This window comes from Dysgonomonadaceae bacterium zrk40 (genome assembly GCA_016916535.1).
Taxonomy (GTDB): Bacteria; Bacteroidota; Bacteroidia; order Bacteroidales; family Dysgonomonadaceae; genus Proteiniphilum.
Window position 1 is genome coordinate 20,610 of sequence record CP070278.1, and the last position, 15,510, is coordinate 36,119.

13 protein-coding genes are annotated in these 15,510 nt (G+C 63.4%); 7 read left to right on the forward strand and 6 right to left on the reverse strand.

What is annotated here, in order from left to right; genetic code table 11:
* The first annotated feature begins 3 nt into the window (after positions 1-3).
* Entirely contained in the window at positions 4-1,458 is a 1,455-nt protein-coding gene (locus JS578_13715) for an NAD-dependent succinate-semialdehyde dehydrogenase (protein ID QRX65299.1), read from the forward strand.
* Between the two features lie 422 nt (positions 1,459-1,880).
* Here the strand turns inward: JS578_13715 and JS578_13720 are convergent, their stop codons facing one another.
* The 5 genes from JS578_13720 to JS578_13740 all read right to left on the reverse strand — a co-directional run bounded on the left by JS578_13720 (position 1,881) and on the right by JS578_13740 (position 8,161).
* Positions 1,881-2,306: a RidA family protein gene (locus tag JS578_13720; protein QRX65300.1), complete on the reverse strand. Its 426-nt coding sequence runs from the start codon at positions 2,304-2,306 to the stop codon at positions 1,881-1,883.
* Between the two features lie 105 nt (positions 2,307-2,411).
* On the reverse strand, positions 2,412-4,028 hold the full coding sequence (locus JS578_13725) for a hydantoinase B/oxoprolinase family protein (protein QRX65301.1): 1,617 nt from the start codon (positions 4,026-4,028) through the stop codon (positions 2,412-2,414).
* A 3-nt stretch (positions 4,029-4,031) separates the two neighbouring features.
* Positions 4,032-6,080 carry a hydantoinase/oxoprolinase family protein gene (locus JS578_13730; protein ID QRX65302.1) on the reverse strand — a complete coding sequence of 683 codons (2,049 nt, stop codon included), beginning with the start codon at positions 6,078-6,080 and terminating at the stop codon, positions 4,032-4,034.
* 37 nt (positions 6,081-6,117) lie between these two features.
* Complete coding sequence (locus JS578_13735; protein QRX65303.1) at positions 6,118-7,434, reverse strand: FAD-binding oxidoreductase; 1,317 nt, start codon at positions 7,432-7,434, stop codon at positions 6,118-6,120.
* Between the two features lie 10 nt (positions 7,435-7,444).
* Positions 7,445-8,161: an SDR family NAD(P)-dependent oxidoreductase gene (locus JS578_13740; protein ID QRX65304.1), complete on the reverse strand. Its 717-nt coding sequence runs from the start codon at positions 8,159-8,161 to the stop codon at positions 7,445-7,447.
* Between the two features lie 303 nt (positions 8,162-8,464).
* On the opposite strand from JS578_13740, the gene JS578_13745 reads away from it, so the two are divergent.
* The 6 genes from JS578_13745 to JS578_13770 all read left to right on the forward strand — a co-directional run bounded on the left by JS578_13745 (position 8,465) and on the right by JS578_13770 (position 14,604).
* Complete coding sequence (locus tag JS578_13745; protein QRX65305.1) at positions 8,465-9,481, forward strand: TRAP transporter substrate-binding protein; 1,017 nt, start codon at positions 8,465-8,467, stop codon at positions 9,479-9,481.
* Between the two features lie 111 nt (positions 9,482-9,592).
* A complete protein-coding gene (locus tag JS578_13750) occupies positions 9,593-10,159 on the forward strand; it encodes a TRAP transporter small permease (GenBank protein ID QRX65306.1) in 567 nt (188 codons plus the stop codon).
* Between the two features lie 16 nt (positions 10,160-10,175).
* Positions 10,176-11,480: a TRAP transporter large permease subunit gene (locus JS578_13755; protein QRX65307.1), complete on the forward strand. Its 1,305-nt coding sequence runs from the start codon at positions 10,176-10,178 to the stop codon at positions 11,478-11,480.
* A gap of 47 nt (positions 11,481-11,527) precedes the next feature.
* Positions 11,528-12,331: a DeoR/GlpR transcriptional regulator gene (locus JS578_13760; GenBank protein ID QRX65308.1), complete on the forward strand. Its 804-nt coding sequence runs from the start codon at positions 11,528-11,530 to the stop codon at positions 12,329-12,331.
* A gap of 207 nt (positions 12,332-12,538) precedes the next feature.
* Positions 12,539-13,645 (forward strand): hypothetical protein, encoded by a 1,107-nt coding sequence (locus tag JS578_13765; GenBank protein ID QRX65309.1) that lies wholly within the window; start codon positions 12,539-12,541, stop codon positions 13,643-13,645.
* Positions 13,642-14,604 (forward strand): aldo/keto reductase, encoded by a 963-nt coding sequence (locus tag JS578_13770; protein QRX65310.1) that lies wholly within the window; start codon positions 13,642-13,644, stop codon positions 14,602-14,604. Before JS578_13765 ends, JS578_13770 begins: the two co-directional genes overlap by 4 nt.
* Here the strand turns inward: JS578_13770 and JS578_13775 are convergent.
* Entirely contained in the window at positions 14,596-15,498 is a 903-nt protein-coding gene (locus JS578_13775) for a GntR family transcriptional regulator (GenBank protein ID QRX65311.1), read from the reverse strand. The genes JS578_13770 and JS578_13775 overlap by 9 nt on opposite strands.
* Positions 15,499-15,510: the final 12 nt, after the last annotated feature.

Consider the following 15,510-nt stretch of genomic DNA (forward strand, 5'->3'; position numbering starts at 1 on the left):
GCCGTGTCACTTCAACTCCAGGATCCGAGCCTGCTCGAACATCGCGCCTTTCTCGCCGGCACGTGGGTGGAGGCCGAGAAGTCCTTTCCCGTCACGAATCCGGCAACCGGGGAACGCATTGCCATGGTGGCCGATATTCCGGCTGCCGATGTCGGCAAGGCGATTGACCGCGCTTACGAGGCACAGAAGCGCTGGCGGCGACTGACCGCCAAGGATCGATCGCAGATCCTGCTTCGGTGGAACAGCCTGCTGCTGGAAAACCAGGAGGATCTGGCGAAAATCCTGACCGCCGAAATGGGCAAGCCGCTTGCCGAGGCCAGGGGTGAGATTGCCTACGGCGCCTCCTTCATCCAATGGTTCGCCGAAGAGGGACGGCGCATCTATGGCGATGTCATTCCCGGCCATCAGCCCGACAAGCGGATCATCACCATCAAGCAGCCGATAGGCGTTGTCGGATCAATCACGCCATGGAATTTTCCCAATGCGATGATCGCCCGCAAGGTCGGCCCGGCACTTGCCGCCGGCTGCAGCTTTGTCGGTCGCCCGGCCGAAAAGACCCCGCTTTCGGCGCTTGCCATGGCGGTGCTTGGAGAAAGAGCTGGGATTCCCGAGGGCGTGCTGTCCATTCTGCCGGGCACCGACTCCAAGGGCATGGGCATGGAATTGTGCACCAATCCCAAGGTGCGCAAGCTCACCTTCACCGGCTCCACTGAAGTGGGTCGCATCCTGATGCGTCAATGCGCCCACGATGTGAAGAAGCTTTCGCTGGAACTCGGCGGCAATGCGCCTTTCCTGGTCTTCAACGATGCCGATCTCGACAAGGCTGTCGAGGGCGCGATAATCGCCAAATTCCGCAATGCCGGGCAGACCTGTGTCTGCGCAAACCGAATCTACGCCCAAAGCGAAATCGCCGATGCCTTTACCGAAAAGCTGGCCCGGGCAATTACGGGACTGAAGGTCGGAGACGGCATGGCCGAAGGGGTCGCGATCGGCCCGCTCATCGATGACGCGGCGCTTGCGAAAGTCGAGGATCATGTGGCCGACGCCGTTTCGAAGGGTGCGACCGTGATCGAGGGCGGCAGCCGGTCCGATCTGGGCGGCACGTACTACCGGCCCACGGTTCTGGGCGGCGTCAAACCCGGCATGAAAATCCTGGCTGAGGAAACCTTCGGGCCGGTCGCGCCGGTGATCAGCTTCAAAACCGTGGATGAAGGTATCAGGCTCGCCAATGATACCGAGTTCGGCCTTGCCGCCTATTTTTACGCGCGCGACATTTCGACGGTCTGGAAGGTGGCCGAGGAGATCGAGAGCGGCATGCTCGGCATCAATACGGGTTTGATCTCGACCGCCGAAGCGCCCTTTGGCGGCGTCAAATCCTCCGGCCTCGGGCGGGAAGGTTCCAAGTACGGGATCGAGGAATTCCTGGAGATCAAATATCTCTGCATGGCTCTGGACTGATGCGTTTCATGGCTCGCAGCTCTCGTCGGCCCGAAGCTGCGAGTCTTGGCGGCAGGTTGGCCTCCGGGCGCGCTCCATTTCACGATCTGTCGCCGGGTCCGAAGAGAGACGGAACAGACGTCAAGGACGCGGTATGCCCGCCTAAGCGTCGACGAGAAGCTGTTCGAACCGGTGTCTGATATCCATGGCGCATCGCCGCCGCTTTGCCTGCAAAAGACCGCGTCAGCCGCCCGGCGGCCAGCGCCCGCCTGCCGCCGTCGCTGAAGACGGTCTCGCATCAGGCCGCCAGCTTCTCCGGCGCCTGCCTATTGGCGCTTGCCTTGAGTCATCGGCTTGTCCTGCGTTCGCCCCCCGAAGGGTGATGGCGTGACTGGCCGAACCGCAGTCAATGCAGCCTTGCCCGGCCAGGCGTATGCGGCAGTTCAGCCGAGCGAGATGGTGATTTCCTCGACTTCGGCTTTGGAGGCGCCGCGATAGGCGGTGACTTCGATCTCGACCTTGAAGTCCGGCGCGCCAAGCGGCGAGCAGGTGACGGTGCGCTGCGGATCGATGTCGCGGAAGCGCTCGCCGACATATTCCATCACCGCCTTGGCATCCTCGACGTAAGGAATGAAGATCTTCGACTGAACGACGTCGGCAAGGCAGGAATCGACGGACTTCAGCGCGCCCTCGATATTGTCGAAGCACTGGCGGGCCTGCTCCACCGGATCGGTCGACATTTCGCGGGTCTTGTAGTTGCGGCCGGCGGTGTTGGAAACGAAGATCCAGTCGTCGACGCAGACGATGCGCGAATAGCTTTCCTTGGTTTCGAAGATGGAGCCGGATTTGACTTTGGTGATCTTGACCATGGTTTTTCCTGTTCTGTTGGGGGTTGATAGAGACAAAGGAAGTCTGCCTGCAGGCGTTGCCGCCTGCGACGAGGATGGAAATCGGATGAGAGGTCGGACGGGCGGTTACTGCTTGTAAAAGCGCTCCGCCGTTTCCGCGCTGATGCGCCCTTCGGCGAGGTCACGCCGGACGGCGGCCGGGTCGCGGGCTGCCGGATCACCGTAACCACCGCCGCCGGGCGTGGTGATCGAGACGATCTGGCCGGGCTTCAGGTCGACCATGCCCGAGAAATCATTGCGGCCGTCGCCGAAGTCGAGCACGGTGCCTCGGGCGGAAGTGCCGCCATCAAGCCCCCAGGGCTCGGAGGCCACGCGGGACCCCTCGACGGTGAACCGGCAGGCCTTTTCCGCGCGGTAGACCCGGCGCACGCCCATGCCGCCGCGAAAGGTGCCGGCACCGGCGGAATCGTCCACCAGTTCGTAGCGCAGCAGCGTCAGCGGATATTCGAGTTCCAGCGATTCCACCGGCAGGTTCGAGGTGTTGGTGAGGCTGACATGGATGCCCGAGAGCCCATCCGAGGTTGGCCGCGCGCCGCCGCCGCCGCCGATGGTTTCGAGATAGACCCAGATCGAGCCGTCTTCATGGGTGCCGTTGAAGATCGCACCGGTGCAGCAGCCATTGCCGGCCGCCATGACCTTGCCGGGAAGCGCCTTTGCGAGCGCGCCATAGACGAGGTCGCAAACCCGTTGCGCGGCGGCGATGCGGCCATCGACGGCCGCCGGATGCTCGCAGTTGAGGATCGAACCCTTCGGCGCCGTCACCGTCAGCGGGCGGGCAAGACCGGCATTGGGCAGGATCGTCGGATCGACGACCGATTTCACCGCGAAATAGCTCGCCGCCAGCAGCGAGGTATAGATCAGGTTCAGCCCGGCGCGAAGCTGCGGCGGGCCGTCGAAGGCAAGCGTCATTTCCTCGCCGGCAATCGTGATCTCGACGGAAAGCTCGATCCGGTCGCCGCGCTGGTTTGAATCGAACTGGTCGGAGAAGCTGTAGGTGCCGTCCGGAATGGCGGCGATGCCGGCGCGCATCTTGCGCTCGGCATAATCCTGCAGCGCCTCGCCGGCGGCCAGAACCTTCTCGGTCGTGTATTTGACGCAGAGATCCTGCATGCGCTGGACGGCGAGCCGGTTGGCGGACATCTGGGCGCGCAGGTCGGAGAGCCGCTCGCGCGGGACCTGGCAGTTGAGCAGGAACATCTCCTGCAGGTCCTGGTTCAGCACGCCTTCGCGATAAAGCCGGACCGGCGGGATGCGAAGCCCCTCCTGATAGATGTGCTCGTGGCCGCGATCGGCGAAATCCGAATGGTGGGCGGTGTTGACCGCCCAGGCCACCAGCGTGCCCTCGACGAAGATCGGCTCGGCGAGCACGATATCCGGCAGGTGGGTCGCCCCGCCGGCATAGGCGTCATTGGCCATGAAAACATCGCCCGGCTTGATGTCGTCCAGCTCGAAGCGGCCATAGATCGCGCCGATGACGCCGAGGAAGGAGCCGAGATGCATCGGGATATGTTCGGCCTGGCAGAGCGTGTTGCCGTGGCGGTCGAACAGCGCGGTCGAGCAGTCGCGGCGTTCCTTGATGTTGGTGGAATAGGAGGCGCGCACCAGCGCCTCGCCCATCTCCTCGACGATGGACTGCAGCGCCGAGCCGATGACTTCTACCGTGATGGGATCAATCGTGGTCATCGTTCAAACCTCCAGGATGAGATTGAGGTACGGATCAACCGTGCCGGTCATTTCCGGCAGCAGCACGGTGGTTGTGTCCATCTGTTCGACAATCGCCGGGCCGGTGATGACATTGCCGGCCTTCAGCAGGCTGCGTTCATAGACCGGGCAGGTGACGAACCCACCGGCCTCCGACATCCAGACCTCACGTTCGCCGATCTTGGCGCCCGAGGCATCGGGGCCGTGATTGTCCTGTTTCTGGAATTCGGCCTTGTCGACGATCCCGGCGGCCTCGACGCGCAGGGTGACGAGCTGGATCGGTTCCCCTTCGGCGATGAAACCGAAGCGCTGGCGGTGCGCCGCCTCGAAGCCCTTTTCGAGCGCTGTGAAGGTTTCCGCCGTGATCGGTCCGGCCGGAACCGTGACCGAGAGCTCGTAATTCTGCCCGGCGTAACGCATGTCGACCGTACGGGTGATGACGCGGCGATCTTCAGCAATGTTTTCTGCCGCGAACCAGACATCGGCCTGTTCGGCAAGCGTGGCGAAACCTTCTTCCAGCGCGGGTCGGGCGGCGTCCGAAAGTTCCATCAGCCGCGACAGGGCGAAATCGGAGCGCAGGTCGGTGAGGAGAAGGCCAAGCGCGCAGAGCGTTCCGGGCGTCAGCGGCACGATCACCGTTTTCATGTCCAGTTCGCGCGCAAGGCGGGCGGCATGGAGCGGACCCGCCCCGCCGAAGGCCATCAGCGCATAATCGCGCGGATCATGGCCGCGCTGGACCGAGATCACCCGGATCGCCTTCGCCATATTGGCGGTGACGACCGAGATGATGCCCTGCGCGGTTTCCATCACGCCGACGCCGAGCCTGTCGGCCAACCGCTGGATCGAGGCGAGCGCCAGATCGTGCCGCACCTTCATGCGGCCGCCGAGAATTTCGACCGGGTTCAGGGTCTGCAGCACGATATTGGCGTCGGTGACCGTCGGCTCCTCATTGCCGAGCCCGTAGCAGACCGGTCCCGGATGGGCGCCGGCAGAACGCGGGCCGACCTTCAGGAGGCCGCCGGTATCGACATGGGCGATGGAGCCGCCGCCGGCGCCGACCGTGTGAATATCAAGCATCGGCGCCTTGATCGGATAGCCATGCACATCGGCCTCGCCGGTCAGCTGGCAGACGCCGTTCTGCAGCAGCGCCACATCGGAAGAGGTGCCGCCGACGTCAAAGGTGATGATGTTGTCGAAACCGGCCATCTTGCCGATCGCCTGCGCGCCGACAACGCCGGTCGAGGGACCGGACAGAACGGTGCGTACCGGCAGGTTGCTCGCCTGATCGAACCCGATCACGCCGCCATTCGACTGGGTCAGCTGCGGGGCGACCTTGAGGCCGATGTCGGACAGCCTATCCTTCAGCCGGCGGATATAGCGCTGCATCACCGGACCGAGATAGGCGTTGACCACCGTGGTCGACAGCCGCTCATATTCGCGGAATTCGGGCGCGACGGCGTGGGAGGCGGAAACGAAGACATCCGGCAGTTCTTCCACCGCGATCGCGAGCGCCCGCTCCTCATGCGCGGTATTGAGGAAGCCATAGAGGAAGCAGATCGCCAGCGCCTTAATATCCTCGGAGGCCAGGGCGCGGAGCGCCTCGCGCAGTGCGTCTTCATCCAGCGGAACGGCGACGCTGCCATCGGCTTTCAGCCGCTCCGGCACTTCCCGGCGCAGGTCGCGGGTGACGAGCTGTTCCGGCTTTTCGGCGAACATGTCATAGAGGTTCGGACGCTTCTGGCGACCGATCTCGAGCAGGTCGCGAAAACCGTCGGAGACGACGAGGCCGGTCTTGACGCCGCGCAGCTCGATCAGCGCATTGGTCGCCACGGTCGTACCGTGGCCGAGGAAGGCGAGATCGGCGGCAGACGCGCCGACCTTTTGAAGCCCCTCGACCACGCCTTGCGAGATCGCGCGCGACGGATCGTCCGGGGTGGAGGAAACCTTCCAGATCTCGATTGCTCCGGTCTCATCATTGAAGAGGCAGACGTCGGTGAATGTTCCGCCGGAATCGACGCCGATTCTCCAGGCCATGTCATGTTCCCTTTGGTTATTGCCGTCGCGCCGCTCTTCAGGCGGCCTTGGCAGTCTTCGAAAAGCGTTCATACCGGAAAGGCGCCGGATCAACGCAGGTTTTTTCATTGCGGACGATCTCGGCCATCAGCCGGCCGGCGCCCGGCCCGCTGCCGAAGCCATGGCCGGAAAAGCCCGAGGACAGATAGAGCCCCGGCACGGCCGCAATCGGGCCGATCACCGGGATCGCGTCCGGCGTCGCATCGATCATGCCGGCCCAGCTGTGGGTCAGGCGGGCATCGGCGAAGGCCGGAAAGGCGCGCGTGAGGTTGCGGACCGCATTGCGGTTGAACGGCGCATGCGGCACGGGATCGAGCGTCCGGATCGCCTCGAAGGGCGTGGCCTGATCGAGCGACCAGCGGCGCGGCATCTTCAACTCGCTGACCGTCTGGCCGTTGACGCGCAGCTTCAGTTCCCGCCAGCTTGTCACGAGCGTCGGCAGGAAATCGAAGAACAGGCGGAAGCTGTCCGGCGTGATCGGCGCGACATTGGCATTGCGCTGGGCAATGGTGTAGCCGCCGTCGAGACGCTTGCGGAAGGAGAAATCGCCCCCGCCGACCGGCATTTCCGGCACGGCGCCGTCGCTTTCGATCCGCGCCGCCGTGCCCAGAAGCTTCAGCTGCGGAAAATCGAGCCCGAGATTGCCAAGGAACAGCCGCGACCATGCGCCCGCCGCGACGACCACGCTTGCTGTCGCGATCGTGCCCTTCTCCGTCACCACCCCGCCGATGCGCCCGCCGGCCGTCTCGATCCCGCGCACGGCGCAGTTTTCGGTGATCGTCGCGCCGAGACGCACGGCGGCGGATGCCATTTGCGGCACGGCCCGTTCCGGTTCGGCGCGGCCGTCATTGGCGGTATGAAGCCCCAGCGTATATTGCGCGGCAATGCCCGGCAGGAGTTTCTGCAGCCCGGCGGATTCAAGAAGCGTCGAGGGCATGCCGGCCTCGCGGCCATATTTCTCCCAGGCGGTGAACTCGGCAATCTCCGCCCTGGTGCGGCAGACATAAGTGATGCCGGTCTCGCGGAAGCCGGTTTCGATGCCGAAGCGACGATCGATGTCGCGCCAGAGGTTGAGGCTTTCGATCGTCAGCGGCAATTCGGCGGGGTCTCGCCCCATCTGCCGCACCCAGCCCCAGTTGCGCGAACTCTGCTCGGCGGCAACCGCGCCTTTTTCGCAGAGGGCGACGTTGACGCCGGCCTCGGCCAGGAACAAGGCGGTCGTGACGCCGGCAATGCCGCCACCGATGACGACGACATCGGCGCGCTCGGGCAGGGGGGCCAGAAAGCCCGGACGTTGCAAATTCGGAACCGGCATGGCGCTCTCCTCAGAGCATGTCTTCGAGACGGCAGTTGACCAGCATTTCCGCCATCGCCGCGTTGTTGGGAAGTTCGATTGCGGTGCGCACCAGCTCGGCCATGGTCTCCGGCTGAATCATGTCCTCAGGCTTGACCTTGCTGGTGTAGGAGCTCATTTCGGTGCGCACGAAGCTCGGGCAGATCGCGGTGGCGCGCACGCCCTTTTCCCAGGCGACGTGACGCGTCGTGTGGGTGAGGCCCATCACCGCGAACTTGGTCATGTTATAGCCGACAAAGCCGTTGCGCACCCGCTTGCCGGACATCGAGACAATGTTGACGATCCGGCCGCGGCCGGTTTCCTCCAGATGCGGCAGGCACAGTCGCGTCAGCCGGAGCGGCGCCTTGACGTTGACGGCCCAAAGCCGGTCCAGCGCCTCCTCATTGTCGTCGGTGAGCAGCACCTGTTCGCCGCTGCCGGCATTGTTGACGAGGCCGTCGATCCGCCCGAAATGCGCCGCCGTTTCGTCGACCCACGCTTTCGCCGTCTCGGGCTCATAGGCATCGAAACGGTTATGGAGCAGCCTATCGCCGGGCGGGCCGAACTCGGCCTCGAGCCTGGCGGTATCGCGCGCACCGAGCGAAAGCCGGTAGTCGTGCTGAAGAAGATCCCTGACGATCGCCGCGCCGATGCCGCGATTGGCGCCGGACACCATGATGACCGGGGCGCTCTGTGGTGTAGTGTGCATTTATCAAATTCTCTTGCAACGTTATCTGAAAGTCGCACGCAGTTTTATGCGCTTATGTGCATCTTTATGAACGATATATTGCGGAATGGCAACTGACAATCGCCTTTCGGGACGAAAACGTGTTTAAAAACGCAAGAGATTGCGTGGTTTCTCCTGATTTTTGGCAAAAAACGTGATCCTTTTTGCGTTTTTTATTGACAGTTTTTGACGGGACTGCTTACTTTGACAAATCCGAAGAACGAAAACGTCTCGGTGCCCGACCGAACAGCGGGCGGGCGCACAGCCTTTCGAAAGGGGAACCGAATGACCATTACTAGACGTGCGCTGATGCGCAATGCTGCCCTGGCCGGCGCGATCGGCGCCCTTGGCAACCGTGCCTTTGCCGCCTCCACCGTTCGTTGGGACATGGCGGACGAGTACAATGCCGACGCGCTCTCGGGCAAGGCATCGAAATACTTCCTGACGGAGTTGCAGAAGAAGGTCGGCGACCAGATCGCCATTACCTATCAGGGCGGCGGCGCGCTCGGCTACAAGTCGGCGGACCAGTTCGACGCCGTTCAGGACGGCGCGGTGCAGACCGCGGTGACCTTGATGACCCAGCTCGGCGGCATCGATCCGCTGTTTAACCTGTCCTCCCTGCCTTTCATCGCCAAAACCCCGAGGGAAGCCTATCTTCTCTGGCAGGCGGCGCGTCCGGAATACGAAAAGATCTTCGCCGACAACAACATGGTTCTGCTCTGGGCCATGCCGAACCCGCCATCCGGCATCTTCGCCGACCGGGCGATCACCTCGATGGACGCGCTCAACGGCCTGCGCATCCGCACCTATGACGTCAACGGCACGCAGACACTGATGAAGGCCGGGGCGGCGCCGCTGCAGATCGCATGGTCCGATCTGATCCCCCAGCTTTCGACCGGCGCGATCGACGCGGTGCTCACCTCCGCCGATGGCGGCGTGCAGCTTTCGCTCTGGGATTATCTCAGCGACTTCACCGAGATGAACTACGCCATGGGCCTGTTCATGTGCCATGTGAACAAGGACGCATTCGACGCCCTGCCAAAGGACGTCCAGGACGCCATGCTCGGCCTGACCGAAAGCTCAGACGCCTACAACTGGCAGATCATGACCGACAGCATCGAGGCCTCCTACAAGATCCTGCGCGACCACGGCATGACCGTCACCACCGCGGCCGATGTGCCGGACGACGTTTTCGCAACGCTGAACGCCGCCGGCGCTGCCGTGCGCGAGGACTGGGTGGCGAAAACCGGAACGCGCGGCGCTGACGTGCTGGCGAAGTTTGATGCGCTGAAGGCCGGCTGATATCTCTCCTCCTGCGGCTCGTCATCCCGATGATGGCGGGCCGCATGAATCACTTCATTCAGCGGACATGCAGCGCGGAGCCTTCCGCTGCCTTCCGTACGGGAGATGACCATGGCGCTTGAAGAACCGCATTCACATCACCGCTCCGAGGCGACGGACGACCCGAAATGGCTGCGGCTGATCGCCCATGCCTCGACCATCCTCAATCGCACTGCGGCCTTCGTCGCGGCCTGCATCCTGGTCCTGATGACAGCCTTCACGCTTCTGGAAATCTGCCTGCGCGTTTTCTCGAAGTCCACCTTCATGGCGGATTCGCTGGTCGGCAACGGCGTTGCTGCCGTCGCCTTCCTGTCGGCTGCCTGGGCGCTGGAGGAAGGCTTCATGATCCGCGTCAAGGTTCTGACCGATCGGGCCGGGCCGAAACTGGCCTGGATGTGCGAGTTCGGCACGCTCGTCGCGGTCGAGGCGCTGATGGTTTTCCTGGCCTGGTACCAGTGGAAGTCCGTGTTCAAGAACTGGAGCCGGGGCACCGTTTCCGAGACCTATCTCCCCATCCCCATGTGGATCCCCGAGAGCTTTTTCCTGATCGGCCTTTCGCTGATGGCCTTTCAGGTTTGCGTGCGGATCCTCCGGCTTCTGGCCGTCGGACACTCCTACGAGCGCGCGTTGACACTTTAGCTGAGGAACGCAAGCCATGTCCGTTTCAATGTCCGCCCTGACGCTGCTGCTGCTGCTCGTGATCTTCCTCGGCGCCGGTACATGGATCTTTGCCGGCCTTATGCTGGTCGGCGCCGGCGCCATGTATTTCGCGCTTGATTTCAGCTGGGTCCGGATCGGCTCGATCGCCACCAAGGTCATATCGTCTTCCGCCGTGTCGTGGGAGCTTGCCGCCATTCCGATCTTCATCTGGATGGGCGACATCATCTTCCGCACGGATATCTCGAACCGTCTGTTCCGCGGCCTCTCGCCGCTGGTCTCGCGCGTTCCCGGCGGCCTGCTGCACACAAATGTCATCGGCTGCACCATCTTCGCCGCGATCTCGGGTTCCTCGACGGCGACCACCGCCACGGTCGGCAAGATCACCATTCCCGAACTTAAGGCCCGTGGCTATGACGTCTCGCTCGCCTCCGGCTCGCTGGCCGGCGCCGGCAGTTTCGGCCTGCTCATTCCGCCTTCCATTGCCATGATCGTCTACGGCGTTCTGGCGCAGGTCTCGATCGCCAAGCTTTTCGCCGCGGGGCTTCTGCCCGGCCTGATGATGGCGGCGCTCTATTCCGGTTATATCGGGATTGTCTCGCTTATCCGTCCCTCGGTTGCGCCGCCGCATGGCGAGCCTGTCTCGTGGCGCGTGATCTGGAGAGGCGTTCTCGATCTCGTGCCGATCCTGGTGCTGATGACGATCGTGCTCGGCGCCATCTATACCGGCATCGCCACGCCCTCCGAAGCGGCCGCGGTCGGGGTTTTCGGCGCGATCATCATCACGCTCGTCACCGGGCAGTTCGCATGGCAGCTGATGATTGACAGCCTGAAAAGCACGATCCGGGTCTCCTCGATGATCCTGATGCTGATCGCCGCCTCCGCCTTCCTGTCGTCGGCTATCGCCTATATGCATCTGCCCTCGATGATCACGGAAAGCATCGCCGCGATGAACCTGTCGCCCTATGGCGTCCTGCTGATCCTCGCGGTTCTCTACATCGTGCTCGGCATGTTCCTCGACGGCACCTCGATGACCGTCATGACCGTCCCGATCGCCGTTCCGTTGATCGTGCATGCCGGGTTCGATCCGCTCTGGTTCGGCGTCTACCTCGTCATCATGATCGAGATGAGCGCGCTCACGCCGCCGGTCGGCCTGAACCTTTTCATCCTGCAGGCCCTCACCGGCGAGACCATCGGCAAGACCGTGCGCGCCGCCTTGCCGTTCTTCCTGCTGTTGTGTATCGGTACCGCTCTGCTTGCGATATTCCCGCAGATTGTGCTTTGGTTGCCCAACGCCCTGTGACGCCGCCTGTGCGGAACCTCGAAGATCCCTGACCTGAAGGCTGGAACTTGGACGACGACAACAACACGGAAGAGCTTCTGCCGGCCGAGCGCCGCCAGCAACTGGTGGACTGGTTCAAGAGCAACCAGGCCGGCACCAGCCAGGATCTGGCACGCATGTTCGGCATCTCGGTTTCAACGATCCGGCGCGACCTCGACCTGCTGGCGTCCGAGGGCCTCGTCAAGCGCACCCATGGCGGCGCCGTCAGCATCCGCTCGCGCGCGACCTACGAGCCGTCGACGGATCTGGCGCGCCGCACGGCGCTTGAGGAGAAACAGGGAATCGTGCGCGAGGCCATGCGCTTCATCGAACCCGACCAAGCGCTGCTGATCGACACCGGCGCGGTCATCTGTCACCTGCTGGCGGAAGAGATCGCCGGCCTCGATATTCCGCTGACCATCATCACCAACGACCTCCATGTCGCCAAGGTTCTGACCTACAAGCAGAACATCAAGCTGATTGTACCCGGCGGGGCGTGCCGGTTCGGTTCGTTCAGCCTTCTCGGCGAGCCGGGCCTGAGCTTTCTCGCCGACATCCGCTGCGACCTGTTCTTCATGTCGGCTGCCGCGATCGACGAGCAATGCCTCTCGGAAACGCTCCTGGAACTCGTCCAGATGAAGCGGGCGATGATTGCCGCAGCAAACAAGGTCATCCTCATGGCTGAATCCAGCCGCTTCATGGAACGCGCCCTTCACAAGACCGCCCCGATCGACGCGATCGACACCATCATCACCGATGAAGGCCTCAGCCGCGAGCAGATCGACAAGTTCCCCTCTCCGGGACCGCAGTTCATAACGGCGCTGATGTCGTAACAGACACTGCTGAACCGGTGTCTGCCCGGGACCGTCGCATCCGGGAGGCCGGCTAGCGCATTGGCATCCATCCATCCGGATTTCCGCAGCATTGGCCCCATCCTGTCGCGCGCCTCCTGAAAAACCTCCGCGGTTCGGCAAAAAGCGTTCGCCCTTGCCTATCGTTTTGTTCTAAATAATAATAAACCAATTCATCGGGAGGAAGGCATGTCAAAAACACCGATCCTGCAATTCGGCACGAGCCGTTTCCTGCAGGCGCATCTGGACTTGTTCGTGTCCGAGGCAGCGGCGCGCGACGCGGCGCTGGGCGGCATCACGGTGGTCCAGACGAGCGGCCACGGCGGACGGACGAAGCGACTCTCTGCGCTCGCCCGCGGATACGATGTCCGCCTGCGCGGCTTGCGCAAAGGTGAAAGGATCGACGAGACCGTTCACGTGACAAGCATCGGACGCGGGCTGGAACTGTCCGATGATCTTGCGCAGGTGCGGCGCATCATCGCCGAAGAAGCCGAGATCATTGTCTCGAACACAGCCGATGCGGGGTTTCTGCCGCAGCCGGCCGACCGGTCGGCGCGCTTCGATCCGGCCATGTCCTACCCGGCCAAGCTGGCGTACCTTCTGCGATCCCGCTTCGAGGCCGGCGGCGCCGCGCCGCAGGTCATGCCGACCGAACTCGTCCAGAACAACGGCGATGTGCTGCGCGGGCTGGTGCTCGACGCCGCCGCGCGCATGGATGCGCCCTATCGGGCCTGGCTGGCCGAAGAGGTGCTCTGGGTCAACTCGCTGGTCGACCGCATCGTGTCCGAACCGCTTGAACCCGCCGGCGCCGTCGCCGAACCCTATGCGCTCTGGGCGATCGAGCACCGACCCGGCCTGCGCCTGCCCTGCCGGCATCCCGATATTGACGTTGTGACCGATCTCGGCCCGATCGAGCGGCGCAAGCTCTTCGTCCTCAACCTCGGCCATACATGGATGGTGTCCGACTGGCTGGCGCGTGGACGTGCCGGCGCGACCTTCGTTCGCGATATCCTCGCGGACCGGGACCGGTCGGACCGCCTGCGCGGGCTCTATGCCGAAGAGGTGCTGCCGGGTTTTGTCGCCGCCGGCGAAGACGACGGGATCGAGGACTATATTGCAGTGACGCTCGAGCGCTTCGCCAATCCGTTTCTCGACCATCGACTGGAGGATATCGCTGCAAACCACAGCGAAAAGCTCCGGCGCCGGATCGGCGCTTTTCTCGAATGGGCCCGGCGGCATGGCGACGGGGGTGAAAAGCCATTGCTGGAGGAGGCCTTGAAGGAGGAGGACGCATGAAGACGAACCGGATCGGCCGAACTGCGGTGGCGGTGACCGACGTTTCCTTCGGCTGTTCCAGCATCGGCAATCTCTACCGGGAGATTACCGACGGCGATGCCGAGGCGGTGCTCGAGACCGCCTGGAAGGGCGGTATCCGCTATTTCGATACCGCGCCGCATTACGGGCGAGGGCTTTCGGAAATACGGCTCGGGCGTTTTCTCGAAGGGCGGGCCGGATATGTGGTGTCGACCAAGGTGGGGCGCGTTCTCTCCCCGGCGGCGGAACCGATCGCGGAAGCGGACGGTTTCGTCAAACCGGCGCAAAACGATGTGCGTTACGACTATTCCGGCGACGGCATCGAGGAGAGCCTTGAGCAGAGCTTCGAGCGGCTTGGCCTCACCCATATCGATATCGTTTATGTGCATGATATCGGCGAGTATACGCACGGTTTCGGCAATGCGGCGCATATGGAGGATTTTCTTGGCTCCGGCTACGACCGTCTTGTCCGGCTGAAGGAGGCCGGCAGGATCGGGGCCTTCGGACTGGGCGTGAACGAATGCCGGGCGTGTCTCGACGTGATGGACCATGGGCCGGTCGATGTCATCCTCCTGGCGGGCCGGTTGACGCTGCTCGACCGTTCGGCCGAGGCGGAACTCGTTCCCCGCTGCCGCAAGGCGGAAACCAGCCTCGTGCTCGGCGGCGTCTTCAACTCGGGCATTCTTGCGACCGGTGCGGTCGACGGCGCAACCTACGACTACGAACCCGCGCCGAAGGCGGTGCTGGACAGGGTGGCGGCGCTGCAGGCGGAGGCGGAACGGGCCGGGCTGTCGCTGCCGACCGCCGCGCTGCAGTTCGCCAAGCGACACCCCGCATCGGCCTCGGTTCTGATCGGCACGGCCAGGCCCGCCACGCTTGCGAAAAACCTCGAGGCGTTGCAGGCGGGGATATCCGCACGGGCCGAGCGTTTTCTAGGCTAGTTCGTGGTAGCGGAGCGACGAGAGAAGCGTCGTCTTGGAGGTGCGCAGATGGCGTGAGGCCGCGTCGCGCGCGGCGGCGGCATCGCGTCTTTCCAGGGCGTCGATGATCGCCAGGTGCTCCTCTATCGCGGCGGCGTTGCGCATCTTCTCGTCGGTCTTGTCCCACATGTAGTGATAGTGGAAGATCAGCGAGATGACCTTCTGGAATTCCTCGACGAAACGGTTCTTCACGACCGAATTGAGCGCGGCGTGGAAGGCTTCGTCGAGCTTGGAGAACTCGTGATAATCCGTCTCGATGCTTTGCCGAAGCGCGATGTGGAGCCTCCGCAGTTCGGAAAGCCTGGCCCAGACGGGATGATCGACGGGCGCTTCGGCGGCCTGGTTCACCGCGTTTAGCTCCAGGACGAACCGGAAATCCGACAGCTCCACCGCGAAGTCCATCGTGAAGCCGCGCAGCATCCAGCCGCCTTTCTGGCGGCGGGCGACAAGGCCGAACCGGCTGAGGCCGGCGAGGAATTCCTTGATCTCATGCTGGGGGACGCCGAACGTCCGGGAAAGATCGGCCACGGACAAGGGCGTGTCTGCCGGGACATCGAAGCGCAGGATCCAGTCGAGAAAACGCTGTTCGAGATCGTCGCTCGGCGTGTCCGGCTGTTCGATCCTGATGCGATCGGCGTCGACCGGTTTGCGCAGCATCCGCTTTTCCCGTCCCTCCCACGAGATCAGTCCGCGCTCCTGCATCCGGCCCAGGCATCGTCGCACCACCGTGCGACTGACGTCGGCGACGTCGCTCAGCATGGTTTCGGCCGGGATAGCCGTGCCGACCGGCCATGTCTCGCAATAATCGAGCAGCCGGTTATATGCATTTCTGTAGCGGGTGTCGCTTCTTGCCATTGCCTCATCCTC

Coding starts and splice junctions, on each gene's coding strand:
- JS578_13725 (QRX65301.1), bottom strand. CDS start 4,028: ATGACCACGATTGATCCCATCACGGTAGAAGTCATCGGCTCGGCGCTG.
- JS578_13740 (QRX65304.1), bottom strand. CDS start 8,161: ATGCACACTACACCACAGAGCGCCCCGGTCATCATGGTGTCCGGCGCC.
- JS578_13775 (QRX65311.1), bottom strand. CDS start 15,498: ATGGCAAGAAGCGACACCCGCTACAGAAATGCATATAACCGGCTGCTC.
- JS578_13755 (QRX65307.1), top strand. CDS start 10,176: ATGTCCGTTTCAATGTCCGCCCTGACGCTGCTGCTGCTGCTCGTGATC.
- JS578_13735 (QRX65303.1), bottom strand. CDS start 7,434: ATGCCGGTTCCGAATTTGCAACGTCCGGGCTTTCTGGCCCCCCTGCCC.
- JS578_13750 (QRX65306.1), top strand. CDS start 9,593: ATGGCGCTTGAAGAACCGCATTCACATCACCGCTCCGAGGCGACGGAC.
- JS578_13745 (QRX65305.1), top strand. CDS start 8,465: ATGACCATTACTAGACGTGCGCTGATGCGCAATGCTGCCCTGGCCGGC.
- JS578_13765 (QRX65309.1), top strand. CDS start 12,539: ATGTCAAAAACACCGATCCTGCAATTCGGCACGAGCCGTTTCCTGCAG.
- JS578_13770 (QRX65310.1), top strand. CDS start 13,642: ATGAAGACGAACCGGATCGGCCGAACTGCGGTGGCGGTGACCGACGTT.
- JS578_13730 (QRX65302.1), bottom strand. CDS start 6,080: ATGGCCTGGAGAATCGGCGTCGATTCCGGCGGAACATTCACCGACGTC.
- JS578_13720 (QRX65300.1), bottom strand. CDS start 2,306: ATGGTCAAGATCACCAAAGTCAAATCCGGCTCCATCTTCGAAACCAAG.